Source organism: Streptomyces sp. T028 (genome assembly GCF_048159505.1).
Lineage (GTDB): Bacteria > Actinomycetota > Actinomycetes > Streptomycetales > Streptomycetaceae > Streptomyces.
Genome location: NZ_JBLRVZ010000073.1, coordinates 14062 through 38509 on the forward strand (window position 1 = coordinate 14062; position 24448 = coordinate 38509).

Annotated in this window: 21 protein-coding genes and 1 pseudogene; 18 read left to right on the forward strand and 4 right to left on the reverse strand. The window is 72.4% G+C overall.

Annotated features, from left to right (window positions below; translation table 11 throughout):
* Positions 1–106: 106 nt before the first annotated feature.
* The 6 genes from hrcA (at position 107) to ACLZN2_RS47430 (ending at position 8382) form a co-directional block, all read left to right on the forward strand.
* Positions 107–1123: a heat-inducible transcriptional repressor HrcA gene (gene hrcA / locus ACLZN2_RS47405; RefSeq protein ID WP_416986271.1), complete on the forward strand. Its 1017-nt coding sequence runs from the start codon at positions 107–109 to the stop codon at positions 1121–1123.
* A complete protein-coding gene (dnaJ, locus tag ACLZN2_RS47410) occupies positions 1124–2260 on the forward strand; it encodes a molecular chaperone DnaJ (RefSeq protein WP_416986272.1) in 1137 nt (378 codons plus the stop codon).
* A 67-nt stretch (positions 2261–2327) separates the two neighbouring features.
* Positions 2328–3401: a nitronate monooxygenase gene (locus ACLZN2_RS47415; RefSeq protein ID WP_416986273.1), complete on the forward strand. Its 1074-nt coding sequence runs from the start codon at positions 2328–2330 to the stop codon at positions 3399–3401.
* Positions 3398–4138, forward strand: coding sequence for a 16S rRNA (uracil(1498)-N(3))-methyltransferase (locus ACLZN2_RS47420; protein WP_416986274.1), 741 nt, complete (start codon positions 3398–3400; stop codon positions 4136–4138). Before ACLZN2_RS47415 ends, ACLZN2_RS47420 begins: the two co-directional genes overlap by 4 nt.
* 478 nt (positions 4139–4616) lie before the next feature.
* On the forward strand, positions 4617–5168 hold the full coding sequence (locus ACLZN2_RS47425; protein WP_416986275.1) for a hypothetical protein: 552 nt from the start codon (positions 4617–4619) through the stop codon (positions 5166–5168).
* 13 nt (positions 5169–5181) lie between these two features.
* The gene (locus ACLZN2_RS47430; RefSeq protein WP_416986276.1) at positions 5182–8382 is read left to right on the forward strand and encodes a S41 family peptidase; all 3201 of its coding nucleotides are present in this window, start codon (positions 5182–5184) and stop codon (positions 8380–8382) included.
* Positions 8383–8416: 34 nt separating this feature from the next.
* On the opposite strand, the gene ACLZN2_RS47435 is transcribed toward ACLZN2_RS47430, so the two are convergent.
* Complete coding sequence (locus ACLZN2_RS47435) at positions 8417–8794, reverse strand: winged helix-turn-helix transcriptional regulator (RefSeq protein ID WP_416986277.1); 378 nt, start codon at positions 8792–8794, stop codon at positions 8417–8419.
* A 107-nt stretch (positions 8795–8901) separates the two neighbouring features.
* On the opposite strand from ACLZN2_RS47435, the gene ACLZN2_RS47440 reads away from it, so the two are divergent.
* The 4 genes from ACLZN2_RS47440 to ACLZN2_RS47455 are packed head-to-tail and all read left to right on the forward strand — an operon-like array spanning position 8902 to position 11623.
* Positions 8902–9267, forward strand: coding sequence for a DoxX family protein (locus ACLZN2_RS47440; RefSeq protein ID WP_416986278.1), 366 nt, complete (start codon positions 8902–8904; stop codon positions 9265–9267).
* A 53-nt stretch (positions 9268–9320) separates the two neighbouring features.
* Positions 9321–9674: a histidine triad nucleotide-binding protein gene (locus ACLZN2_RS47445; protein WP_416986279.1), complete on the forward strand. Its 354-nt coding sequence runs from the start codon at positions 9321–9323 to the stop codon at positions 9672–9674.
* Positions 9675–9680: 6 nt separating this feature from the next.
* Complete coding sequence (locus tag ACLZN2_RS47450) at positions 9681–10613, forward strand: ribonuclease Z (protein ID WP_416986280.1); 933 nt, start codon at positions 9681–9683, stop codon at positions 10611–10613.
* Positions 10614–10633: 20 nt separating this feature from the next.
* Complete coding sequence (locus ACLZN2_RS47455; protein WP_416986281.1) at positions 10634–11623, forward strand: adenosine deaminase; 990 nt, start codon at positions 10634–10636, stop codon at positions 11621–11623.
* A 173-nt stretch (positions 11624–11796) separates the two neighbouring features.
* Here the strand turns inward: ACLZN2_RS47455 and ACLZN2_RS47460 are convergent, their stop codons facing one another.
* Entirely contained in the window at positions 11797–12840 is a 1044-nt protein-coding gene (locus ACLZN2_RS47460; RefSeq protein WP_416986282.1) for a heme/hemin ABC transporter substrate-binding protein, read from the reverse strand.
* An 85-nt stretch (positions 12841–12925) separates the two neighbouring features.
* Here ACLZN2_RS47460 and ACLZN2_RS47465 point away from each other — a divergent pair, with 85 nt between their 5' ends.
* The 4 genes from ACLZN2_RS47465 to ACLZN2_RS47480 all read left to right on the forward strand — a co-directional run bounded on the left by ACLZN2_RS47465 (position 12926) and on the right by ACLZN2_RS47480 (position 17748).
* Positions 12926–13681 carry a hypothetical protein gene (locus ACLZN2_RS47465; protein WP_416986283.1) on the forward strand — a complete coding sequence of 252 codons (756 nt, stop codon included), beginning with the start codon at positions 12926–12928 and terminating at the stop codon, positions 13679–13681.
* A 63-nt stretch (positions 13682–13744) separates the two neighbouring features.
* Positions 13745–14566, forward strand: coding sequence for a hypothetical protein (locus ACLZN2_RS47470; RefSeq protein WP_416986284.1), 822 nt, complete (start codon positions 13745–13747; stop codon positions 14564–14566).
* A gap of 68 nt (positions 14567–14634) precedes the next feature.
* Entirely contained in the window at positions 14635–15159 is a 525-nt protein-coding gene (locus ACLZN2_RS47475; RefSeq protein WP_359279518.1) for a hypothetical protein, read from the forward strand.
* A gap of 9 nt (positions 15160–15168) precedes the next feature.
* The gene (locus ACLZN2_RS47480) at positions 15169–17748 is read left to right on the forward strand and encodes an immunoglobulin I-set domain protein (RefSeq protein ID WP_416986285.1); all 2580 of its coding nucleotides are present in this window, start codon (positions 15169–15171) and stop codon (positions 17746–17748) included.
* Here ACLZN2_RS47480 and ACLZN2_RS47485 read toward each other — a convergent pair.
* Together ACLZN2_RS47485 and ACLZN2_RS47490 are read right to left on the reverse strand one after the other, a co-directional pair.
* Positions 17699–18958: an MFS transporter gene (locus tag ACLZN2_RS47485; RefSeq protein WP_416986286.1), complete on the reverse strand. Its 1260-nt coding sequence runs from the start codon at positions 18956–18958 to the stop codon at positions 17699–17701. The genes ACLZN2_RS47480 and ACLZN2_RS47485 overlap by 50 nt on opposite strands.
* A 93-nt stretch (positions 18959–19051) precedes the next feature.
* Positions 19052–19834, reverse strand: a complete 783-nt coding sequence (locus tag ACLZN2_RS47490; RefSeq protein ID WP_416986287.1) for an IclR family transcriptional regulator — start codon at positions 19832–19834, stop codon at positions 19052–19054.
* A 189-nt stretch (positions 19835–20023) separates the two neighbouring features.
* Here ACLZN2_RS47490 and ACLZN2_RS47495 point away from each other — a divergent pair.
* The 4 genes and pseudogenes from ACLZN2_RS47495 to ACLZN2_RS47510 form a co-directional block, all read left to right on the forward strand.
* Positions 20024–20605: pseudogene (locus tag ACLZN2_RS47495) on the forward strand (dihydrodipicolinate synthase family protein); the annotation flags it as partial.
* The gene (locus ACLZN2_RS47500) at positions 20602–21891 is read left to right on the forward strand and encodes a glucarate dehydratase family protein (RefSeq protein WP_416986288.1); all 1290 of its coding nucleotides are present in this window, start codon (positions 20602–20604) and stop codon (positions 21889–21891) included. The pseudogene ACLZN2_RS47495 and the gene ACLZN2_RS47500, both read left to right, overlap by 4 nt.
* A 228-nt stretch (positions 21892–22119) precedes the next feature.
* Positions 22120–23253 carry a carbohydrate kinase family protein gene (locus ACLZN2_RS47505; RefSeq protein WP_416986289.1) on the forward strand — a complete coding sequence of 378 codons (1134 nt, stop codon included), beginning with the start codon at positions 22120–22122 and terminating at the stop codon, positions 23251–23253.
* Between the two features lie 125 nt (positions 23254–23378).
* Positions 23379–24446 (forward strand): PhoH family protein, encoded by a 1068-nt coding sequence (locus ACLZN2_RS47510; protein WP_416986290.1) that lies wholly within the window; start codon positions 23379–23381, stop codon positions 24444–24446.
* Positions 24447–24448 lie beyond the last annotated feature (2 nt).

The window sequence follows — 24448 nt, forward strand, 5'->3', positions numbered from 1 at the left end:
TACCCCACAGCCGTACACTGGCCGGGGAACGTCTGGCACTCGGAAGCGAAGAGTGCCAAAGCAGGCGCCCAGGGGACTGGGGGACGACCACGGGAGGTGTGCGCGGGTGCTGAGTGAACGCAGGCTGCAGGTGCTGCGCGCCATCGTCCAGGACTACGTCGGCACCGAGGAGCCGGTGGGGTCCAAGGCCCTCACCGAGCGGCACAACCTCGGCGTGTCCCCGGCCACCGTGCGCAACGACATGGCCGCCCTGGAGGACGAGGGATACATCGCCCAGCCGCACACCAGCGCCGGGCGGATCCCCACCGACAAGGGCTACCGGCTGTTCGTCGACAAGCTGGCCGGCGTCAAACCGATGACCGCGCCCGAGCGGCGCGCCATCCAGAACTTCCTCGACGGCGCCGTCGACCTCGACGACGTCGTGGCGCGGACCGTACGGCTGCTCGCGCAGCTCACCCGGCAGGTCGCCGTCGTGCAGTACCCGTCGCTGACCCGGTCCACCGTGCGGCACGTGGAGTTGCTGTCGCTCGCGCCGGCCCGGCTGATGCTCGTGCTGATCACGGACACCGGGCGGGTCGAGCAGCGCTTGGTGGACTGCCCGGCGCCCTTCGGGGAGGCCTCTCTGGCGGATCTACGCGCGCGGCTCAACAGCCGGGTCGCGGGCCGCCGCTTCACCGACGTGCCGCGTCTGGTGGAGGACCTGCCGGACGCCTTCGAGGCGGACGACCGCGGCACGGTCTCGACGGTGCTCTCCACCCTGCTGGAGACGCTCGTCGAGGAGAACGAGGAACGGCTGATGATCGGCGGCACCGCCAATCTCACCCGTTTCGGACATGACTTCCCTCTCACCATCCGGCCCGTCCTGGAGGCCCTGGAGGAACACGTCGTTCTCCTCAAACTCCTGGGCGAGGCGGGGGATTCGGGCATGACCGTACGCATCGGTCATGAGAACGCCTATGAGGGACTCAACTCCACTTCCGTGGTCTCGGTCGGCTACGGTTCGGGCGGCGAGGCAGTCGCCAAACTCGGCGTGGTCGGACCGACCCGCATGGATTACCCGGGAACGATGGGAGCGGTAAGAGCGGTGGCACGGTACGTCGGACAGATCCTGGCGGAGTCGTAAGTGGCCACGGACTACTACGCCGTTCTCGGCGTGCGCCGCGACGCGTCGCAGGATGAGATCAAGAAGGCCTTCCGCCGGCTCGCCCGCGAGCTGCACCCGGACGTCAACCCGGATCCGAAGACCCAGGAGCGGTTCAAGGAGATCAACGCCGCCTACGAGGTGCTGTCGGACCCGCAGAAGAAGCAGGTCTACGACCTCGGCGGCGACCCCCTCTCCCAGGCCGGCGGCGGTGGCGCGGGCGGCTTCGGGGCCGGTGGCTTCGGCAACTTCTCCGACATCATGGACGCGTTCTTCGGTACGGCGTCCCAGCGGGGGCCGAGGTCCCGGACGCGGCGCGGCCAGGACGCGATGATCCGGCTGGAGGTGGACCTCGAGGAGGCCGCCTTCGGCACCACCAAGGACATCCAGGTCGACACCGCGATCGTCTGCTCCACCTGCAGCGGTGAGGGCGCCGCCCCCGGCACCACCGCCCAGACGTGTGACATGTGCCGTGGTCGCGGCGAGGTCTCCCAGGTGACCCGGTCCTTCCTCGGCCAGGTCATGACCTCCCGCCCCTGCCCCCAGTGCCAGGGCTTCGGCACCATCGTCCCGAACCCCTGCCCGGAGTGCGCGGGCGACGGCCGGGTGCGCTCCCGGCGCACGCTCACCGTCAAGATCCCGGCCGGTGTCGACAACGGCACCCGCATCCAGCTCGCGGGCGAGGGCGAGGTCGGCCCCGGCGGCGGCCCCGCCGGCGACCTGTACGTCGAGATCCACGAGCTGCCGCACTCCACCTTCCAGCGGCGCGGCGACGACCTGCACTGCACGGTCACCATCCCGATGACCGCGGCGGCCCTCGGCACCAAGGTGCCGCTGGAGACGCTGGACGGCCTGGAGGAGGTCGACATCCGGCCCGGCACCCAGTCCGGCCAGTCGATCCCGCTGCACGGCCGGGGCGTCACGCATCTGCGCGGCGGCGGGCGCGGTGACCTCATCGTCCACGTCGAGGTGCAGACGCCGACCAAGCTCGACCCCGAGCAGGAGCGGCTGCTGCGCGAGCTGGCCAAGCTGCGGGGCGAGGAGCGGCCGGTCGGCCAGTTCCAGCCGGGCCAGCAGGGGCTGTTCTCCCGCCTGAAGGACGCGTTCAACGGGCGCTGAGCGGCTGAATCACCTCAGGGTGAGGCCTGAATTCGGCGTTGTTCGGAGGACGTGACAACATGCCGTCATGTCCTCCGAGCTGACCGATCTCCTCCCCCACCCGATCGTGCAGGCCCCCATGGCGGGCGGTGTCTCCGTGCCGCGGCTCGCCGCCGCCGTGTCCGAGGCCGGTGGGCTCGGATTCCTGGCCGCCGGGTACAAGACGGCCGACGGCATGTACCAGGAGATCAAACAGCTCCGGAGCCTGACCGGCCGTCCCTTCGGCGTGAACCTCTTCATGCCCCAGCCCGAGTATGCCGAGACGGGCGCCGTCCAGCTCTACGCCGAGCAGCTCGCCGGCGAGGTCACCTGGTACGAGACCGGGCTCGGAGACCCCGACAGCGGCCGCGACGACGGCTACGACGCCAAGATCGCCGTACTGCTGGACGACCCGGTGCCGGTGGCGTCCTTCCACTTCGGCATCCCGGGCGCGGACACGCTGAAGTCGCTGCGCGGGGCCGGAACGTTCACCCTCGTCACCGTGACCTCCGCCGAGGAGGCGGTCGCCGTGGAGCAGGCCGGGGCGGACGCGGTGATCGTGCAGGGCGTGGAGGCCGGCGGTCACCAGGGCACCCACAGGGACGTCCCCGAGAACGACGGCTCCGCCCTCGGACTGCTCGCCCTGCTCGCCCAGGTCCGCGAGGCCGTGAGCCTGCCGATCGTCGCCGCCGGCGGCATCATGCGCGGCAGCCAGATCGCCGCCGTCCTCGCGGCCGGCGCGAGCGCCGCCCAGCTGGGCACCGCGTTCCTCGCCACCGCCGAGTCCGGCGCGCAGGCCGTGCACAAGGCGGCGCTGACCGACCCGCTGTTCGTGCGCACCGAGCTGACCCGCGCCTTCTCCGGCCGCCCGGCCCGCGGCCTGGTCAACCGCTTCCTGCGCGAGCACGGCCCGTACGCCCCCGCCGCCTACCCCGAGGTCCACCACCTCACCTCGCCGCTGCGCAAGGCCGCCGCCAAGGCGGGCGACGCGCAGGGCATGGCGCTGTGGGCGGGCCAGGGTCACCGGATGGCGCGGGAGCTGCCCGCCGCTGAGCTGGTGGGGGTCCTGGTGGCGGAACTCGAGGCGGCGCGGTCGGCGTTCGCCGAGGGCGGTGAGCGATGACCGCGCCCGTCTTCGTCGTCGACCGACTCGACGTCGTGGGGCCGGAGTTCGTGCTCGACGGGCCCGAGGGGCGGCACGCCGTGTCCGTGAAGCGGCTGCGGCCCGGCGAGGACGTCGTCCTCACCGACGGGCGGGGCCGCTGGGCCGAGGGCGTCGTCAAGGCGGCCGAGGGCAAGGACCGGCTGGTCGTCATGGACCTGGAGTCCGTGCACGAGGAACCCGAGGCGTCCCCCCGTATCACCGTCGTCCAGGCCCTCCCCAAGGGCGACCGCGGCGAGGTCGCCGTCGAGACGATGACCGAGGTCGGCGTCGACGCGATCGTGCCCTGGCAGGCGTCCCGCTGCATCACGCAGTGGCGGGGCGACCGGGGGCTGAAGGCGCTCGGCAAGTGGCGGGCCACCGCCCGCGAGTCCGGCAAGCAGTCCCGCCGGGTCCGCTTCCCCGAGGTCGCGGACGCGGCGAGCACCAAGCAGGTCGCCGCGCTGCTGGCGGGGGCCGACTTCGCGGCCGTACTCCACGAGAGCGGCGAGGACCGGCTCGCCACCGCCGAACTCCCCACCGAGGGCGAGATCGTGCTCGTCGTCGGCCCCGAGGGAGGCGTCTCCCCCGAGGAACTGGCGGTCTTCGCGGAGGCGGGCGCCCGGCCCTACGTCCTCGGCCCCACTGTCCTGCGCACCTCCACCGCCGGCACCGCCGCCGCGGCCCTCCTCCTCGGCCGCACCGGCCGCTGGTCCTGACACAGGCTCTGACGACCCGGGCTCAGCGGCCCACGACCGCCGAGAACAGCTCCCAGCCGTCCAACTCCCCCGCGGAGTCCAGCAGTCCGCGTCGGGTCGCCTCGTCGACGAGGGCACGTACGGTGCCGGGTTCGTGGAGGTTGAGGTGGTGGTGGCGGTCGCCGACGCCGCCTGGGGGGACCTCCCGCTCGAGCGAAGCCGAGAGTGGGGGAGGGTGTACGCCCGTCGCCGGCGTACCGGCCGACGCCCGACCGGAAGACGATCCGGGTGCGGACCCCGTCCCGCACGAGGGAGAGCACTTCCTGGCAGGGCTCCGTTGTCGAGTGGCGGTGGCGGACCGTCCACAGGTAGGTGGTGTCGTCCACGACGAGGCGTCTCGGGCGGCGGCGGTTGCGCATGGGTTCACGCTAGGGCAGGTCTTGGAGCGTGGCCGCATACCGGCTGTCGTGGGGCGGCCGGGAGTGGCAGGCTGCCGTCCATGGGCGCATTGAGGCGGATGTGGCTTCTCGTGTTCGTGCCCGTGGTCGTGGGCGGCGCCGTGGCCTGCGAGCCGGGCGGCGGGGTGAGCGGCATGTCCGTGGCGTACACGACCGACCAGGCCGCCACGGCGGAGATCGAGCAGCGGGACGTGGACGTCCGCTGGCTGACCTGTACCGCCGGCCGCGATGACAGCCTCGTCTCCGTCGACTGCCAGGGGGAGACCGGGGACGGCGAGGACATCACGGTCACCGGCAAGGTCGTGCGCGCGGTCGACGGGAAGTGCGTGCGGGGCGATGTGCGAGCGGACGTCGGGAAGAAGGAGCTGTTCAGGGTCAGCGGGGTCGGGGACTGCGGTTCGGTGACGCCCTCGCCGGTCGAAGCCCCGTCCTCACCGGCCGGAGCGTCCGGTTCCGCCCAGCCCGGCGGCCGGCCCGCGGACCCGTCCGGCGTGCGGCCGACCGTCACGGTCACGGTGACCGTCACCAAGACCGTCGAAGGCGATGGCCGGACAGAAGTGATCGAAACCCCTGACCTGCGGTCCCATCCCTGAATACAGTGATCTGGTGACACAGTCCGCGACGCCTGCCGCATACTTCCGACACCCGCATCCGCACGGCGAGTTGGTGGCGTTCGCCGCCGAGGACGACGTGTGGCTCGCGCCCCTCGACGGGGGCCGCGCCTGGCGGGTCAGCGCCGACAACGTACCGGTCTCGGCACCCCGTATCTCGCCCGACGGAACCACCGTCGCCTGGGCCTCCACCCGCGACGGCGCCCCCGAGGTGCACATCGCCCCCGTCGACGGCGGACCCGCCACCCGCCTGACGCACTGGGGGAGTTGGCAGACCCGGGTGCGCGGCTGGACCCCCGAGGGCCATGTCCTCGCCGTCAGCACCCACGACCAGGCCACCCTGCGCCGCAGCTGGGCCCGCGCCGTCCCGGTCGACGGCGGACCGGCCACCACCCTGCCGTACGGCCCGGTCGGCGCCGTCGCCCACGGCCCGCACACCGTGCTGCTGTCCGCGCCGATGGGCCGCGAGGCCGCCTACTGGAAGCGCTACCGGGGCGGTACGGCGGGCAAGCTGTGGATCGACCCGGACGGCAGCGGGGAGTTCGTCCGGCTGCACCAGGAACTCGACGGCAACCTCGAGTGTCCGGTGTGGGCGGGGGACCGGATCGCGTTCCTCTCCGACCACGAGGGGACGGGGGCGCTCTACTCGTCCCTCGCCGACGGCTCCGACCTGCGCCGACACACCCCCCTCGACGGCTTCTACGCCCGTCAGGCCACCGGTGACGGAACCCGGATCGTCTACCAGTCGGCCGGCGAGCTGTGGCTGCTCGACGACCTCGACGGCGCCGAGCCGCGCCGCCTCGACATCCGCCTCGGCGGACAGCGCACCGACCGCCGCCCCCGCCCCGTCACCGCCGCCCTCTGGCTCGGCGGGGCCGCCCCGGACCACACCGCGCGCGGCAGCGCCGTCGAGGTGCGCGGCGCCGTGCACTGGGTGACCCACCGCTCCGGGCCCGCGCGGGCGCTCGCCGCCACGCCGGGGGTGCGGGCGCGGCTGCCGCGGACCTTCCGCACGGAGGGCGAGGAGTGGGTGGTGTGGGTGACGGACGCCGAGGGCGAGGACGCCCTGGAGTTCGCCCCCGCCACCGGACCCGTCCCCGGCGCCACCCCGCGCCGGCTCGCCGCCGGCCGCCTCGGCCGGGTCCTGGAGCTCGCCATGGCCCCCGACGGCAGCCGGGCCGCCGTCGCGGCGCACGACGGGCGGCTGCTGCTCGTCGAGCGGGAGAGCGGCGAGGTCCGCGAGGTCGACCGCAGCGCCGACGGAGAAGTCTCCGACCTGGTCTTCTCACCCGACTCCGCCTGGCTCGCCTGGTCCCACCCCGGCCCGCCCCCGCTCGCCCAGCTCAAACTCGCCAACGTCACCGACCTGTCGGTCACCGAGGCGACCCCACTGCGCTTCCGCGACTACGCGCCCGCCTTCACCCTCGACGGCAAGCACCTCGCGTTCCTCTCCACCCGCGCCTTCGACCCGGTCTACGACGAACACGTCTTCGACCTCTCCTTCCCGGCCGGCGCCCGTCCCCACCTGATCACCCTGGCCGCGACCACACCCTCCCCCTTCGGCCCGCAGCGCCACGGCCGCCCCTTCGACGCCCCCGACAAGGACGAGACCCCCGACAGCGAGGGCACCCCCGCCACCCGCATCGACCTCGAAGGCCTCGCCGACCGGATAGTGCCCTTCCCCGTCGAGGCCGGCCGCTACTCCTCCCTCGCGGCCGCCAAGGACGGCGTGCTGTGGCTGCGGCACCCCGTACGCGGTGTCCTCGGCGCCTCCCGGGCCACCCCGGACGACCCCGACCCGCGCACCGAGCTGGAACGCTACGACCTCGTCCAGCAGCGCATCGAACACCTCGCCGCCGACGCCGACGGCTTCGAGGTCAGCGGCGACGGCAAACGGCTGCTGCTGCGCACCGACGGCAAGCTCAAGGTCGTCCCCAGCGACCGGCGCGCCTCCGGCGACGAGGACAGCGACACCAACATCACCGTCGACCTCGGCCGGATCCGGCAGACCGTCGACCCGGCCGCCGAGTGGCGGCAGATGTTCGACGAGACCGGCCGCATCATGCGGGACAACTTCTGGCTGGCCGACCTGGGCGGGCTGGACTGGGACGCGGTCCTGGACCGCTACCGCCCGCTGCTGGACCGGGTCGCCACCCACGACGACCTGGTCGACGTGCTCTGGGAGGTCCACGGCGAACTCGGCACCTCCCACGCCTACGTCTCCCCGCGCGGCGGCTACGGCCGCGGCGCCCGCCAGGGTCTCCTCGGCGCCGACATCTCCCGCCACGCCGACGGCAGTTGGCGTATCGACCGGGTGCTGCCCTCGGAGACCTCCGACCCCGACGCCCGCTCCCCGCTCGCCGCGCCCGGCGTCGCGGTGCGGGCCGGGGACGCGATCCTCGCCGTGGCCGGGCACCCCGTGGACCCGGTGACGGGCCCCGCCCCGCTGCTCGTCGGCACGGCCGGCAAGGTCGTCGAACTGACCGTCTCGCCCGCCGGCGGAGGCGAACCACGTCACGCCGTCGTCGTCCCCGTCGACGACGAGGAGGCCCTGCGCTACCACGCCTGGGTCGCCGACCGCCGCGCCTACGTCCACGAGATCTCCGGCGGCCGCCTCGGCTACCTCCACGTACCGGACATGCAGGCGCCGGGCTGGGCCCAGATCCACCGTGACCTGCGCGTGGAGGTGGCCCGCGAGGGCCTCGTCGTGGACGTCCGGGAGAACCGCGGCGGCCACACCTCCCAGCTGGTCGTGGAGAAGCTCGCACGCCGGATCGTCGGCTGGGACGTCCCGCGCGACGCCCGCCCCTTCTCCTACCCGATGGACGCCCCGCGCGGCCCCGTCGTCGCCGTCGCCAACGAGTTCTCCGGCTCCGACGGCGACATCGTCAACGCCGCCATCAAGGCCCTCGGTATCGGCCCGGTCGTCGGCACCCGCACCTGGGGCGGCACGATCGGCATCGACAGCCGCTACCACCTCGTCGACGGCACCCTCGTCACCCAGCCCAAGTACGCGATCTGGCTGGAGGGCTACGGCTGGGGAGTGGAAAACCACGGCGTCGACCCCGACGTCGAGGTGGTCTGCCGGCCCCAGGACCACGCGGCGGGACGGGACGTCCAACTCGACGAGGCGGTACGGCTGGCGCTGACCGCGCTGGAGCAGACCCCGGCGAAGACACCGCCCGCCCTTCCCTGAGACACCCCGAATCCCTGAGGTCGCAGCGGGGCGGTCATCCGGCGCGTTCGCCGTAGGCCGCCCTGCTGGCCTCGATCTCGTCGATGTGGTCCATCGCCCAGCGGCCGAGCGCGAGGGCCGGCGCGATCAGGCTCCGCCCCATCGGGGTCAGCTCGTACTCGACCCGTGGCGGGACCTCGGCGTACACCGTCCGGGACACCAGGCCGTCGCGCTCCAGGTTCCGCAGGGTCAGTGTCAGCATCCGCTGGGAGATCCCGGGTGTCTGCCGGTGCAGATCGCCGAACCGCAGCCGCCCCTGATCGAGGGTCGTGACGATCAGCAGCGTCCACTTGTCGCAGATCCGGTCGAGCACCGCGCGGATCGTCCGCCCGCCGTCTCCCCGGATCAGGCAGGTGTGCTCGTACTGCGACATGACAACTCCCTGTGCCTTGCTCACACTTGTGTGCCTTTTGTATGCCCCTCGACAGAGGCCCATGATGAGGCAACTTACGTCGGGCAACCATCGCGCAAGGGGTCACCGTGGAGATCGCCTACTGGATCGTCGCCGGCCTGCTGACGGCGTTCTACCTCTACGCCGGAGGCAAGAAGGTCCTGCAGAGCCAGGAGCGGTTGCAGCCCATGATGGGGTGGGTCGACCGCGTTCCCATGCCGCTCGTGCGGCTCATCGGGACCCTGGAGGTCCTCGGCGCGGCGGGCCTGATCCTGCCGCCGCTGACCGGGGTCGCGCCCGCGCTCGCCATGGCCGCCGCGATCGGGTTCGTGCTGATCCAGGTCGGGGGCACGGCGGTCCATGTCTCCCGCGGCGAGACGAACCGGATCGGCCTCAACATCGCCCTGCTGGTGACCGCCGCCGTACTCGCCCGGCTGGGGACCACCTGGCTCTGACCGACCCGGCTACGATGCCTCGCAAGAGATCACCGGCCCGGAAGGAGACCCGCATGGCAGGGGAACCGCAGGACGACTGTCTGTTCTGCAAGATCGTCGAGGGGCACATCCCGGCGACGATCGTCCGCGAGACGGAGACGACCGTCGCGTTCCGGGACATCAACCCCCAGGCGCCCACCCACGTCCTGGTGATCCCCCGCGTGCACTACAAGAACGCCGCCGAACTCGCCGCCGCCGAACCCGTCATCGCCGCGGACATACTGCGCGAGGCCCAGTCCGTCGCCGACGAGGACAAGCTGGAGAGCTACCGCATCGTCTTCAACACCGGCAGCGGCGCCGGCCAGACCGTCTGGCACGCCCACGCGCACGTCCTCGGCGGACGTGGCATGCAGTGGCCCCCCGGGTAAGTCACGATGTCCGTACGTGAACTGGTGGTCCTCGGCACCGCCAGCCAGGTCCCGACCCGGCATCGCAACCACAACGGGTACCTGCTGCGCTGGGACGGCGAGGGCATCCTCTTCGACCCGGGCGAGGGCACCCAGCGCCAGATGCTGCGGGCCGGGGTCGCCGCCCACGACCTGAACCGGATCTGCGTCACGCACTTCCACGGCGACCACTCGCTCGGCCTCGCCGGGGTCATCCAGCGCATCAACCTGGACCAGGTCCCGCACGAGGTCACCGTCCACTACCCGCTCTCCGGCGAACGTTTCTTCGACCGCCTCCGGTACGCCACCGCCTACCGCGAGACCGTCGCCCTGACGCCGGCACCGGTGAGCGCGGACGGAGTCCTCGACGCCCGGCCCTCCTACACACTCGACACCCGCAAGCTCTCCCACCCCGTCGAGTCCTACGGCTACCGGCTCACCGAACCCGACGGCCGCCGCATGCTCCCCGACCGCCTCGCCGCGCACGGCCTCAAGGGCCCGGACGTGGGCCGCCTCCAGCGCGAGGGATCCGTGAACGGGGTGTCGCTCGACGACGTCAGCGAGATCCGGCGCGGCCAGCGGTTCGCGTTCGTCATGGACACCCGGCTGTGCGACGGCGTCCACGCGCTCGCGGAGGGCGCCGACATGCTCGTCATCGAGTCGACGTTCCTCGACGAGGACGAGCGGCTCGCCGTCGAGCACGGCCATCTGACCGCCGGTCAGGCCGCCCGGGTCGCCCGGGACGCGGGCGCACGGCATCTGGTGCTCACCCACTTCAGCCAGCGCTACACCGAGTCTGGGGGCACCTCCCGGACGGAGTCTGGGGGAGAGTTCGAGCGGCAGGCGCGGGCTGCGGGCTTCGAGGGCGAGCTGACCGTGGCGCACGACCTGCTGAGGGTGCCGCTGCCGAAACGGCGGTAAAACAGCCGTACGATGCTTTGATGCCCCTCCCGAAAGCTGAACTGCACCTGCACATCGAAGGCACCCTGGAGCCGGAGCTGGCCTTCGAGTTGGCCGCCCGCAACGGGGTCACCCTGCCGTACGCCGACACGGAAGAGCTGCGCAAGGCCTACCGGTTCGAGGATCTGCAGTCCTTCCTGAACCTGTACTACGAGCTGATGGCCGTCCTGCGCACCGAGCGGGACTTCGAGGATCTCGCGAACGCCTACCTCGCGCGGGCCGCCGCCCAGGGGGTGCGGCACGCGGAGATCTTCTTCGACCCGCAGGCCCACCTCGCCCGGGGCATCGGCATGGGCACCGTGGTGGAGGGACTGTGGCGGGCGCTCGGCAGCAGTGAGGCGCGCCACGGCGTCTCGACACGGCTGATCCTGTGCTTCCTGCGCGACGAGTCCGCCGAGTCGGCCCTCGCCACCCTGGACGCGGCGAAGCCGTACCTCGACCGGATCACCGGCATCGGCCTGGACTCCGCCGAGGTGGGGCACCCGCCGGTGAAGTTCCGCGAGGTGTACGAGGCCGCCGCCGCGCTGGGGCTGCGGCGCGTGGCGCACGCGGGGGAGGAGGGACCGCCGGAGTACATCACCGAGGCCCTGGACGTCCTCGGCGTCGAACGCGTCGACCACGGGCTGCGCTGCATGGAGGACCCGGCGCTCGTCGAGCGGCTGGTGCGCGAGCGGATCCCGCTGACGCTGTGCCCGCTGTCCAACGTCCGGCTGCGCACCGTCGACACCCTCGCCGACCACCCGCTGCCCGCGATGCTCGACGCCGGGCTCCTGTGCACGGTCAACTCCGACGACCCGGCCTACTTCGGCGGCTACGCGGGCGACAACTTCGACGCCGTACGCCAGACCCTCGGCCTGACCGAGGAGCGGCTGCGCGAGCTGGCCCGCAACTCCTTCACCGCCTCCTTCCTGGAGGACGACGAGGAGCGGCGGGCACGGTATCTCGCCGAAGTGGAGAACCACCGGTTCTAGGGCGTGTTTCGAAAGTCCCGCCTGCCCGGCGACGCCTGGCACGCACGCTCGCCGCGTTGTCGGGATCACCCCGATACATCCAGTATCGGGGCGACCCTCCGCCTTGCGATCGCACGCACCAGACGCCGCCGGGCCCGCCCTACGGGCGGACGACGCTACTTTCGAAACACGCCCTAGGCCCGGTGGATGCGGTCCACCAGGATGTCGATGACGAGCGGCGTGCGCGGGCCGAAGCTCAGCAGCACGCCGTCCTCCAGGTCGACGACCCTGCGGTTCATACCGGCGGGGGTCTGGGCGATGCCCGGGATCTGCAGCAGCCCGTCGAGGCCGCCGACCGAGTCCAGGCCCTTGGTCATCATCAGGATGACGTCCGGCTGGGCCTGGGCCAGGGCCTCGGTGGTGATCGGGGTGAACGGCTTGTCCAGGCCGGCGGCCGTGCCCGCGTCCACCGCGCCCGCCGCGTCGAGGAGCGAGTCCGCGCCCGATCCCTTGCCGCCGATCAGATAGACGGCCGCGCTGCCCCGCATGTACAGGAACGCCACCTTGGGCCTGCTGCCCTCGGGAACGGCGGCGCGTGCGGCGGCGAGTTCACCGGCCATGCGCCGACCCAGTGCCTTTCCGGCGGCCGGCACGCCGAGGGCCTCGGCGACGCGGGTGGTGCGCGTGGTGACGTCCGACAACCTGGTCGCCGGATCGAGTACGACGACGGGGATCCCGGCGTCCCTGATCTGGTCGATCGCCTCCTTCGGACCGGTGTCGGTGTCGGCCAGCACCACGGTCGGCCGCAGTGACAGCACGCTCTCCGCGCTCACGTCGTGCGCCTTGGTGACCTGGGGCAGCTCCTTGGCCTCCTCGAAGGTGGCCGTGATGTCCCGGCCGACGACGTGGTCGCCGAGCCCGAGCGTGAACACGATCTCGGCGATGCCCCCGTTGAGCGGCAGGATGCGCGAGGCGTCCCGCACCGTGACCTCGCGGCCGTCGGAGGAGTCGACGGTGACCGGCAGCTTCGGGGTGGGCGCCTTGCCGGAGAGCGGGACCAGGGAGTTCGTCGCGAGTTGCTTGCGGGCGGCGGCCGCCCGGGCGCTCGCGTCCGAGGGCGCCGGGTCCGCGCCCGCCGTCACCGAACCGCTCCCCGAGCAGGCTCCCGTCAGGAGCGCGAGAGCCAGTCCGAGGGTCGCGAGCACCCGTCCCGACCGCTGTCTCCCCGTCACGCGCATGGCGTTTCCTTTCCGCTCGGCTGGCACACAGATGAGGATTAGTTTAGGTTAGCCTTCCCTTAGTTTCGCATGGTGGGGGTCTTCCATGGCATGGGCAAGTGGCCTGCGTGGCCACGGAGTTGGCGTTTTCCTCACGGTCGCCTCGGCGTCCGCCCTGCTCCTCCCGGCGGCCTCGGCGGCCGTCGCGGCGGGCGGCACGGCGACCGGGCCGGAGGGTCAGAAACTCACCGTGTCGCAGTCGTCGGGGCTCGACCCGGCGGGCGAGACGGTCACCGTGACCGGCTCCGGCTACAACACGGAGAAGGGCATCTACGTCGCCTTCTGCGTCGACAACGGCGCCGGGAAAACGCCCACGCCCTGCGTCGGCGGCGTCGACATGTCCGGTGAGTCGGGCGCGTCGGCGTGGATCTCCTCCAACCCGCCGTCCTACGGCGAGGGGCTCGCGAAACCGTACGGCGGCAGCGCGCACAAGGGCACCTTCAGCGTGCGGATCAAGGTGCGCGCCAAGGACGCCAACACCGACTGCACGGCGGCCGGGGTGACCTGCGCGGTCATCACGCGCAACGACCACACGCGGGGCGGCGACCAGAGTCAGACGGTACGGATTCCGGTCACGTTCGGGTCGGCCGCGTCCTCGGGGGCGAACTCGACGCCGGGCGCGAGCGCGAGTGCGGCGACCAGGTCGGGCACCGGCACCGACGACACGACGGACAAGGCGGCCGACGGCTCCATGGCAAGCACCGGCTCCGACCTCGCGCTCCCCGTCGGCCTGGCCGCCGCCGGGCTGGTGGCGGCGGGCGCGGGCGCCTGGTTCTGGGCCCGCCGACGTCGCGGGGCCTGACCCGGCGAGGCCTGACCCGGCGAGGGCCTGACACATCCTCACTTCATCCTGGGAGAACTGAACATGGCGAAGAGAACCGGCGCCGTCGCCCTCGTGGCCGGCGCCCTGTTCGCGCTGAGTGCGCCCGCCGTGGCGGCCGACGAGGGGCGCGTGGAGTGGACCCCGGCCGTTCCCGGAGTCTCGCTCGACGTCACCGCGCCCGCCGTGCGCACCGCTGACGGCGGTGTCTCGTTCCCCGTCCTCGAAGGCGGCGCGGACATACTGGAGTTGGGTGGTGCGGCCCGCCTCGACGGACCGACCGGCCAACCCCTCGTCCTCGCCGGACTGCGACTGCGGCTCACCGGTGACGAGGGCGTGCTGTACGCCCGTACGGTCGTCGACGGCCGGGCCCGCGAACTGGCGCTGGCCGACATGGCCGGCGTACGGGCGTCCCTCACCGCGGAGGGGGCGGAACTGCTGTCCTCCTGGAGCGGGACCGAGTTCCAAGCGGGCGACGGGCTGGGTGAGTTCGACGTGACCGTGGCGGACGCGCCGGACACGCCTGACGTACCGGAGGAGGCGGTCGCCGAGTCTCCGCGGTCGTCCCCGCCCCCTGTGGAGCAGCAGAAGGCCGAACCGGCGGCTGCCGTCGTCACCCACGCCACCCTCGCTCCCGGCAGCCAACAGACCGTCACCGCAACGGGATTGACCCCCGATGCCGTGGTCCTCGTCGCGATCGACGGAGACACGCGCTACCAGGACACGGTCGACGCGGAGGGTCGTATCACTCGCTCATTCCCCGTGTACGGCACGGCGGTTGCTGGTGAGCACGGCGTCGAGTTGACCCAAGTGGGCGGAGAACAAAAGGTGGTTGCCGTCTCCTTTACCGTCCAAACCGTCCATTGACAACTCCGCCAAGATCGTAGTTAGGTAAGCCTTACCTAAGTTCACCTCCCTTTCGAGAGGAACCCCACGTGAGAATCCCCGCCGCCCGCGCCGCACTCGCCGTCGCCGCAGCCGGTGCCCTGACCCTGGGCCTCGCGACCTCCGCCTCCGCCGCCACCTCCACCCGCACGGTCGTGGACAGCGGCACCACCTACAACCTGTCCCTCACCGCGCCGGACACCGCCGCCGCCTCGGGCCAGGTCATCACGGTCTCCGGCTCCGGCTACAACACCGGCCAGGGCATCTACGTCGGCCTGTGCGTCGTGGACGGCGCGGCGGGCGTCAACAAGCCCAGCCCCTGCCTCGGCGGCCAGGACGAGACCGGTTCCACCGGCGCCTCGCACTGGATCAACAACACCTTCGGCGGGCTCTTCGCCAACAGCTCCAAGTTCGGCACCGGCGGCACCTTCAGCGTGAGCATCTACGTCAAGGCCACGCTCGACGACGGCAGCGTCTGCGGCGAGGACGTTACGTGCGCGGTCGTGACGCGTGCCGACCACTTCGACACCAACGACCGCAAGTACGACGTCCACGTCCCGATCACCTTCCAGTAGGAAACGGCAGTGGCGCCCACCATGCAGCCCGGTCCGCACCTCAGACGCCCGGCGGCGTGGCTCGGCGCCGCCGCCCTCGTGGCCGCCTCCGTGACCGTCGGCGCGCTCGTCGCCGGTCCGGTCGCGCAGGCGGCCGACACCCCCCGTACCGCCCAGGGCAAGGACGGCCAGAGACTCACCGTCTCGGCCTCCGCGAACCTCGATCCCGCCGGCGGGACACTCCGGGTCACCGGCTCCGGCTACGACGTCACCAAGGGCGTCTACGTCGCCGTCTGCAAGGACAACGGCGACAACCGCATCCCCACCCCCTGCCTCGGCGGCGCCGACCAGACCGGCGGCAGCGGGGCGTCGAAGTGGATCGTCCCGAAGGGCTCCACCGAGGCCCCCGCAGGGGTCGCCGAGGAGTGGGGCGACGGCGGCACCTTCGACGTCCAACTGGAGATCACCGCCAAGGACAGCGGCCTCGACTGCACCCAGGTAACCTGCGCGGTCATCACCCGCGTCGACCACAACGGCACTGGCGACCGCTCCCAGGACGTCCGCATCCCGATCACGTTTCAGGGCCAGGACCCCGGTGACGGGGACGACGGCGGCGACGGCGTGGACGTACCGGCCGGGACCGTCAGCTACACGAGGGCCGCCGAGTTCACCACCGCCGGCCGCCCGCTGGACCTGCTGCTGCACCCCGACTCCGGGAAGCTGTACGTCGGTTCGGACGACATCACCGACACGGCCGGCGTCAGCGAACAGGGGCTGTACGCCCTCGACCCCGCCGACGGGAAACTCCTCGGCCACGTCCAGCAGGCTCCCGGCTCCACCGGCACCCTCGCGGGCAGGGTGGTCCGCCGGATCGCCGCCCCCCTCTCCGGTGACGGGGTGGTCTTCAACTACCCCCTGCGCGGCATCGGCACCGCCAAGGCCGGTGACGCCAACGCCAAGGGCGTCTGGCTGACCGGCACCGAGATCACCGGCGTCGGACCGGGGACGAAGACCGGCACCACGCTGGTCGCCCAGGGCGCGGTGGTCTCCGAGATCGACACCGCCACCGGAGCGGTCGTGGACGGCCGTACCCTCACCCTCGAAGGCGGCGGCGACGCGTTCGGCGTGGACCTCGCCCATCGCGCGGCCTGGTCCAGCGACCGCACGAACGGCAAGCTCCGCCGGATCGACCTCGACACCTTCAAGGTGACGGCGACCGTCGACATCGCGGCCGAGATGGTCTACTTCGTCGAACCCGACCCGGCCACCGGCAACGTGTGGGTCGGCAGCGCCACCTCGGTGCAGGTCTTCGACAAGGACGGCGGGGAACTCACCACGCTCACCGGCACCGACCGCCCCACCGCCGCCGCCTTCGACGCCACCACCGGTGAGGTCTTCGTGCTGCGCGAGGACTTCGGCACCGCCGAGGACAACGGCGCCGACAACAACGGCGCGTTGGAGATCTACGACAGCGCGACCTTCCAGCAGGCCGCCGAGCCGCTGACACTCCCCGGCAGCCGCGCCGGCGCCTACGCGGGCGTGGCCGTCACCCCGGGCGCCGCCTCCGTCTACGTCACCGACCAGGCGGAGAGCAAGGTCCTCAAGCTGGACCGGCGGATGTCCCCGAAGGTCGTCCAGTCCCCGACCGACCAGACCGTCACGGCCGGCGACGAGGTCACGTTCGTCGCCTCCGCCGAGGGCACCCCGCAGCCCACGGTGAGCTGGAGCGTCAGCCCGGACGGCGGCCAGACCTGGACGAGGATCGAGGGCGCGACGCGGAACGCGTACTCGTTCACCGCACGGGCGGCCCAGGACGGGTACGCGTACCGTGCCGAGTTCGAGAACGCCGTCGGCACCACCCGCACCGCCCCGCTCACCCTCACCGTGAAGGAGGCGAGCGGCAGCCCGGACACCCCGGAGACCCCGGCGGCCCCCTCCGGCACCCGGACCGGCACCGGCTCCGAGGGCCAGAAACTCACCGTCACCCCGGTCAACGGCCTCGCCACCGAGGGCCAGACCCTCAAGGTCACCGGCTCCGGCTACGACACCGGCAAGGGCATCTACGTCGCCCTCTGCGTCGACAACGGCGACGGCGAACTGCCCACCCCGTGCGTCGGCGGCGTCGACATGACCGGCGGTTCGCACAGCTCGGCGTGGATCTCCTCCAACCCACCCGACTACGGCGAGGACCTGGCGATCCCGTACGGCGACGGCGGCACCTTCGAGGTGGAGCTGACCGTCGACGCCAAGGACGAGTACACCGACTGCTTCGAGGCGACCTGCGTCCTCGCCACCCGCGCCGACCACACCCTCTCCGGCGACCGCTCCCAGGACGTGAAGGTCCCGGTCAGCTTCGTCGGCCAGGACCCGGTCGACACGGACGACGACGGGACCGACGGCGGCAGCGACAGCGGCGGAGGCACGACCGGCGGTACGACGTCGGGCGGCACCGGCAGCAGCGACGGCGGCTCGGGTACGACCACCACCGGCTCCACCACCGGCGGCAGCCTCGCCTCCACCGGCGCCACGGTCGGTACGGCGGCGGGCCTCGCCCTCCTGCTCACGGCGACGGGCTGGTACCTCCGCCGACGGGCGAGGACAGCTCGGTAGCACGGCCCGGTTCCCGGACCCCGGTGAGGCGCCCGCCCGCCGGGGTCCGGCCGTGTCGTACGCCGCCCGGCAGCACCGGACGCCCGCTCACCCGCAGCGCCACCCCGGTCATCGGCACCGCGACGACGAGCAGCGCCGCCCCCAGCGCCAGGCCCATCACCGGGAACCCGGCCTGCGCCGACAGCACGCTCCCGGTGAGCGGACCGGCCGCCGTGCCCAGCGAGCCCGCCGAGCCGACCAGCACCGCCCAGCGCCCGAGCGGGTCCAGCGAGGCGGCCAGCCCGATCAGGTACGACAGGACGACCGGGTAGAGCACGTTCCACACGATCTGGCCGGTCGCGAAGCCCACCGGCGTGGTGGCCGAGGCGTTGCCCGCCACACACCCCGCGATGAGGACGGTCCCGACACCGATGGGCACCGCCCGGCCCAGCCGCGCCCCGAGCGCCCCGGCGGCCAGCACGCCCGCGAGCCCGGCGCCCAGCGCGACCGCGAACACCGCCCCGACGGCCGCCTCACCGAGGTGCGCCTGCGTCAGCCCGATCCGTCCGCTCACCCCCCAGAGGGAGTTCTGCACCAGGGACCAGAAAGGCATGACGGCAGCCAGCACCAGCCCCGCCCGCAGGTTCGGCAGGGGCACGCGCTCCTTGGGCAGCGCAGGGTCGGCGGGTGCCGTACGGCCGGGCAGACGCCGCGTCAGCGGCCATACGGCGAGCGCGGTCAGCGCGATGGCGGCCAGCGGCTGCCCATGGCCCGCGCCGAGGTGTGGCACCGTCAGATAGACGGCCCCGGCGAGCGCGGACACCCCGAGCAGGCCCAGCGTGGAGGCGCGGTGCGGGTCGGGTTCGGCGGCGATCCGGGTCGCGGCGACCGCCGTGGCCGTACCGGAGCCGAAGCCGCCGAGGACCGCGCCCGCGACCACCGCCGGCACCGACCCCGCCAGTGCCGCCCCGCCGTAGCCGAGCACCGCCAGCAGCAGTCCGGCCCGGGCCATGGTCCGGGCGCCGGTCCGCTCCACCCGGGAGGCCAGCAGGAACCCGGCCGACGACGAGCTCAGCAGCAGCGCGCTGCCGACGGCACCCGCCTCGGTGGCGGTCAGCGGCAGCCCGCTGTCCAGCCGGCCGACCACGGTCGGCAACAGATAGGGAGCGAGATACCCCGCCGTGAAAAGGGCGACGAGGGGCCAGGGCGTGGGCGTACTGCGGGCGAACACGGGCGTTCCTGCACAGGAGAGAAGAAGCGGCTCTGGGGGTGGGGCGCAGGCCGTCGACGGACAGGAACGCGCAACCAGCTCATATTACGTTCCCTACCGCCAGTTCACGGCCCCGCCGGCCCCCGGTGCCGTCGCCTCGATCTTGGCCCGTATCTCCCGCATCACTGCGACGATCCGCTCCTCGTGCCCGGCGGTCAGCCGTGCCAGCGGCACCGAGCAGCTGATCGCGTCCTGCGCCGGATGCTCGTACCGCAGAGCGAAGCCGAACCCGACGATCCCGGGCACGCCCTCCTCGCGGTCCACGGAGTAGCCGCGCGCCCGCACCCCGGCCAGGTCCGCCCACAGCGACTCACGGCTGGTGTGCGACTTCGGGGTGAGCGCCTCGTAGGGTCCCTCGGGGAGTTCGTCGTCGGGGCGTTCGGCGAGCAGCGACTTGCCGAGGGCGCCGACGTGCGCGGGGAGGCGGCGGCCGACGCGGCTGATCGTGCGCAGGTATTCGTGCGACTCGCGGGTGGCGAGGTAGGCCACGTCCCGCCCGTCCAGCCGGCCCAGGTGGATCGTCTCGCCCAGCGCCTCGGACGCCTCGTCGAGATACGGCCGCACGAGCTGTACGCGCGGATCGGAGTCCAGGTAACCGGTGCCGGTCAGCAGGGCGTGGATGCCGATGCCGTACAGGGAGCCGGTGACGTCCGTGCGCACCCAGCCCCGGCCGATCAGGGTCTGCAGCAGTGCGTACATCGAGCTGCGCGGCACGCCCAGCGCGTCCGCCAGCTCCTGCAGCCGCGCCGGGCGGTCCCCGCGTGCGGCGAGCAGTTCCAGCAGCTCGACCGTGCGTGCGGCCGACTTCACCTCGCGGACACCGACTGTCTCCGACATGTCCCGATCGTAAGCGGGGGTACTCGCGGCATTGACGGTCGTCGTTCGCGTATCTAACCTCCATCTTCATACGTGGATGACGTCTACATGCGGAGATGAGCTCAAGGTGGGCCTCGACACCGACACGGTCCGGCGGCTGCGGGAGGGCATGGCGGCGGGCGCGTCGAGGAGGCAGCGGGCCGTGTGCCGGTCGTCGCCGCCCCGCAGGACGGCCTGGTCGCCCAGCTGGAGCAGCTCGCCGCCCGCACCTGCCTCCCGCTCATCGCCTACCAGCGCGGACAGGTCGACTTCGGCGTCGACGCCTTCCGGCGGATCGCACGGATCCGCTCGGTCATCGGCCTCAAGGACGGCCGCAGCGACCTCGACCGCCTCCAGCGCCTCACCCTCACCGCCCCCGAGGGCTTCCTCTTCTTCAACAGCGCCGCCACCGCCGAGATCCAGGCCCGGGCCTACGCCACCGTCGGCGTCCCCGCCGACTCCTCCGCCGTGCGCGCCTTCGCCCCCGAGATCGCGGGCGCCTTCCTCACCGCGCTGCGGGACGGCGACGAGGGCACCGTCGACAAACTCCTGCGCGCGTTCTACGTCCCCCTCGTCGAACTCCGCGACCGGGCACCGGGCTACGCCGTGTCCCTCGTCAAGGCCGCCGCCCGGCTGCGCGGCGCCCCCGTCGGCCCCGTGCGCGCCCCGCTCACCGACCCCACGGCCGCCGACCTCGCCGACCTCAAGACCCTCCTGACCACCGGACTCGACCTCGTGGGAGCCGCCCTGTGAACCTCACCGTCACGGACGTACGCCTGACACCGATCCTGGTCGCCGACCCGCCGCTGCTCAACACGCAGGGCGTGCACCAGCCGTACACCCCCCGGCTGATCGTCGAGGTGGAGACGGCCGACGGTGTCGTGGGCGTCGGGGAGACGTACGGCGACACCAAGTACCTGGAACTGGCCCGCCCGTTCGCGGAACGGCTGATCGACCGTCAGGTCAGCGACCTGAACGGGCTGTTCACGGTCGCCGACCAGGTGGCGGTGGACTCCTCCCGGGTCTTGGGACAGGTCGACGTGGGCGGGCTGCGCGGCGTCCAGACCGCCGACAAGCTGCGGCTGTCCGTCGTCTCCGGCTTCGAGGTCGCCTGCCTCGACGCCCTCGGCAAGTCCCTCGGCCTGCCCGTGCACGCCCTGCTCGGCGGCAAGCTGCGCGACGCCGTCGAGTACAGCGCCTACCTCTTCTACCGGTGGGCCGACCACCCGGAGGGCGTGGCCTGCGAGAAGGACGACTGGGGCGCGGCCGTCGACCCCGCCGGGATCGTCGAACAGGCCCGGCGCTTCACCGAGCGGTACGGGTTCACCTCCTTCAAACTCAAGGGCGGCGTCTTCCCGCCCGACGAGGAGATCGCCGCCGTACGCGCACTCGCCGCCGCCTTCCCCGGACACCCGCTGCGGCTCGACCCCAACGGGGCCTGGAGCGTGGAGACTTCACTGAAGGTGGCGAAGGAGCTGGGCGACGTCCTCGAATACCTGGAGGACCCCGCGCTCGGCACGCCGGCCATGGCCGAGGTCGCCGCCGGGACCGGCGTACCGCTCGCCACCAACATGTGCGTGACGACCTTCGCCGAGATCCAGGAGGCCTTCACCCGCGGGGCCGTGCAGGTCGTCCTCTCCGACCACCACTACTGGGGCGGACTGCGCAACACCCAGCAACTCGCCGCGATCTGCCGGACGTTCGGCGTCGGGGTGTCCATGCACTCCAACACCCACCTCGGCATCTCCCTGGCCGCCATGACCCACGTCGCGTCGACCGTCCCCAACCTCCACCACGCCTGCGACTCCCACTACCCCTGGCAGTCCGAGGACGTGCTGACCGAGCGCCTCACCTTCGACGGCGGCCAGGTCACCGTCCCCGACGCGCCCGGCCTCGGCGTCGCCCTCGACCACGAGAAGCTCGCGTTCCTGCACCGGCGGTGGCTCGACGACGACGGGTCGCTCCGCGAGCGCGATGACACGGCGGCGATGCGGGTTGCCGACCCGGACTGGGTCACGCCCTCGGTGCCGCGCTGGTAACCGCCGCTCACCGTGCTTGTTCGGCCTCGGACCGTGGGGGCTGGTCGCGCAGTTCCCCGCGCCCCTGGGGGGTTGCCATCACCCGGCGACAGCGCGTTCACGGGGGTTTGCGCGGCGTGCGAGGGCCGGTGTGCTTCTGTTCGCGGCGTGAGGGGAGCGGGACGAAAGGCGGCGGGGCGGCCGGGTGGTGCAGACTGGCCAGGTCCGTACCACGTCAGGGAGCGCACCGTGACCGCGTCCACCGCGTCCACCGGAGAGGGACACCACCGTCAGAACGGCCAGGCCGCCCTGGTCGACCCCCTGGCCGCCCGGCGGGCCCCCGGAGATCCGCCCTGGGACGTCTACCTCACCGGCACCGTCTTCCTGGACATCATCTTCACCGGCCTCGACTCCGCCCCCGTCCGAGGCACCGAGTCCTGGGCCCGCGGCATGGGCTCCAGCCCCGGCGGCGTCGCCAACATGGCCACCGCCCTCGCCCGCCTCGGCCTGCGCACCTCCCTCGCCGCCGCCTTCGGCGACGACCACTACGGCGAGTACTGCTGGGATGCCCTCGAACACGGCGAGGGCATCGACCTCGCCCACTCCCGCACGGTCCCCGGCTGGCACTCGCCCGTCACCGTCTCCATGGCCTACGAGGGCGAGCGGACCATGGTCTCCCACGGCCACGAACCGCCCCCGGAGGAGCCCGCCCCCGACTGCCCGCCGCACGCCCGCGCCGCCGTCGCCTCCCTCACCCCCGGCAAGCGCGACCCCTGGATCGCCCAGGCCGCCGGCCGCGGCACCCGTGTCTTCGCCGACGTCGGCTGGGACGACACCGGCGCCTGGGACCTGGCCGGCCTCGCCGACCTGGAGCACTGCGAGGCCTTCCTGCCGAACGCCGAGGAGGCCATGCGCTACACCCGCGCCGACTGCCCCCGCGCCGCCGCCCACGCCCTCACCGAGCACGTACCGCTCGCGGTCGTCACCCTCGGCGCCGAGGGCGCCTACGCCGTGGACGGGCGCACCGGCGAGACCGCCGAGGTCCCCGCCATCGCCGTCGAGGCCCTCGACCCCACCGGCGCCGGCGACGTCTTCGTGGCCGGCTTCGTCACCGGCACCCTCGCCGACTGGCCGCTCGCCGACCGCCTCGCCTTCGCCGGCCTCACCGCCGCGCTCTCCGTCCAGGAGTTCGGCGGCTCCCTCTCCGCCCCCGGCTGGTGCGAGATCGCCGGCTGGTGGCGCAGGGTGCAGTCGGTCGAGGGCCAGGACCCCGAGGCACTGCGCCGGTACGCCTTCCTGGAGGGCCTGCTGCCGAGGGAGGAGACCACGCCCTGGCCGCTGCGCCGCGCGGTCCCGACGATCGGTTTCGGCCGCTCGGCATGATCGGAAACCCTTGCGAAAAGCCCTGGGGCGTTGTCAGCCCCCTGGCGTACCCTTGAACTCGCCAGGCCGCCCTTGTGGCAGGCGAGACGCATCCGGGAGGACGTAGAGGCCCTTGTGGCCGGCCTATGACTCAGACACCCACAGCTCAGACGCCCGCGCAGGGCAAGGCGAGAGCACAGTTCACGGTTCCCGCCCAGCACCCCATGGTGACCGTGCTGGGGTCCGGCGACTCCCTTCTGCGCGTGATCGAGACGGCTTTCCCGGCGGCCGACATCCATGTCCGGGGCAATGAGATCAGCGCTACCGGCGACCCACGGGAAGTCGCCCTCATCCAGCGCCTGTTCGACGAGATGATGCTGGTGCTCCGCACCGGGCAGCCGATGACGGAGGACGCAGTGGAACGCTCGATCGCCATGCTGCGGGCGAGCGAGAACGGGACGAGTGACGGTCAGGAGACCCCGGCCGAGGTACTGACTCAGAACATCCTGTCCTCGCGCGGCCGCACCATCCGCCCCAAGACCCTCAACCAGAAGCGGTACGTCGACGCGATCGACAAGCACACGATCGTCTTCGGCATCGGCCCCGCCGGCACCGGCAAGACGTACCTGGCCATGGCGAAGGCGGTCCAGGCCCTGCAGTCCAAGCAGGTCAACCGCATCATCCTGACCCGCCCGGCGGTCGAGGCCGGCGAACGCCTCGGCTTCCTCCCCGGCACGCTCTACGAGAAGATCGACCCCTACCTCCGCCCGCTGTACGACGCGCTGCACGACATGCTCGACCCCGACTCCATCCCGAGGCTGATGGCCGCGGGCACGATCGAGGTCGCCCCCCTGGCGTACATGCGCGGCCGCACCTTGAACGACGCCTTCATCATCCTGGACGAGGCGCAGAACACCTCGCCCGAGCAGATGAAGATGTTCCTCACCCGCCTCGGGTTCGACTCGAAGATCGTGATCACCGGTGACGTGACGCAGGTGGACCTTCCGAACGGTACGAAGTCGGGTCTGCGGCAGGTCCAGGAGATCCTTGAGGGGCTCGACGACGTGCACTTCTCCCGGCTGTCGTCGCAGGACGTCGTACGGCACAAGCTGGTGGGCCGTATCGTCGACGCGTACGAGAAGTACGACAGCGAGAACGGCACGGAGAACGGCACCCACAAGGGCGGCCGGGACAGCCGTCACAAACGGAAGTAGAC

Excerpts from the sequence above, each read along its gene's own strand:
- ACLZN2_RS47415 (WP_416986273.1), top strand. The coding sequence starts at position 2,328 with ATGTCCTCCGAGCTGACCGATCTCCTCCCCCACCCGATCGTGCAGGCC.
- ACLZN2_RS47420 (WP_416986274.1), top strand. The coding sequence starts at position 3,398 with ATGACCGCGCCCGTCTTCGTCGTCGACCGACTCGACGTCGTGGGGCCG.
- ACLZN2_RS47425 (WP_416986275.1), top strand. The coding sequence starts at position 4,617 with ATGGGCGCATTGAGGCGGATGTGGCTTCTCGTGTTCGTGCCCGTGGTC.
- ACLZN2_RS47435 (WP_416986277.1), bottom strand. The coding sequence starts at position 8,794 with ATGTCGCAGTACGAGCACACCTGCCTGATCCGGGGAGACGGCGGGCGG.
- ACLZN2_RS47445 (WP_416986279.1), top strand. The coding sequence starts at position 9,321 with ATGGCAGGGGAACCGCAGGACGACTGTCTGTTCTGCAAGATCGTCGAG.
- ACLZN2_RS47450 (WP_416986280.1), top strand. The coding sequence starts at position 9,681 with ATGTCCGTACGTGAACTGGTGGTCCTCGGCACCGCCAGCCAGGTCCCG.
- ACLZN2_RS47455 (WP_416986281.1), top strand. The coding sequence starts at position 10,634 with ATGCCCCTCCCGAAAGCTGAACTGCACCTGCACATCGAAGGCACCCTG.
- ACLZN2_RS47460 (WP_416986282.1), bottom strand. The coding sequence starts at position 12,840 with ATGCGCGTGACGGGGAGACAGCGGTCGGGACGGGTGCTCGCGACCCTC.
- ACLZN2_RS47465 (WP_416986283.1), top strand. The coding sequence starts at position 12,926 with ATGGCATGGGCAAGTGGCCTGCGTGGCCACGGAGTTGGCGTTTTCCTC.
- ACLZN2_RS47470 (WP_416986284.1), top strand. The coding sequence starts at position 13,745 with ATGGCGAAGAGAACCGGCGCCGTCGCCCTCGTGGCCGGCGCCCTGTTC.
- ACLZN2_RS47490 (WP_416986287.1), bottom strand. The coding sequence starts at position 19,834 with ATGTCGGAGACAGTCGGTGTCCGCGAGGTGAAGTCGGCCGCACGCACG.
- ACLZN2_RS47510 (WP_416986290.1), top strand. The coding sequence starts at position 23,379 with ATGACTCAGACACCCACAGCTCAGACGCCCGCGCAGGGCAAGGCGAGA.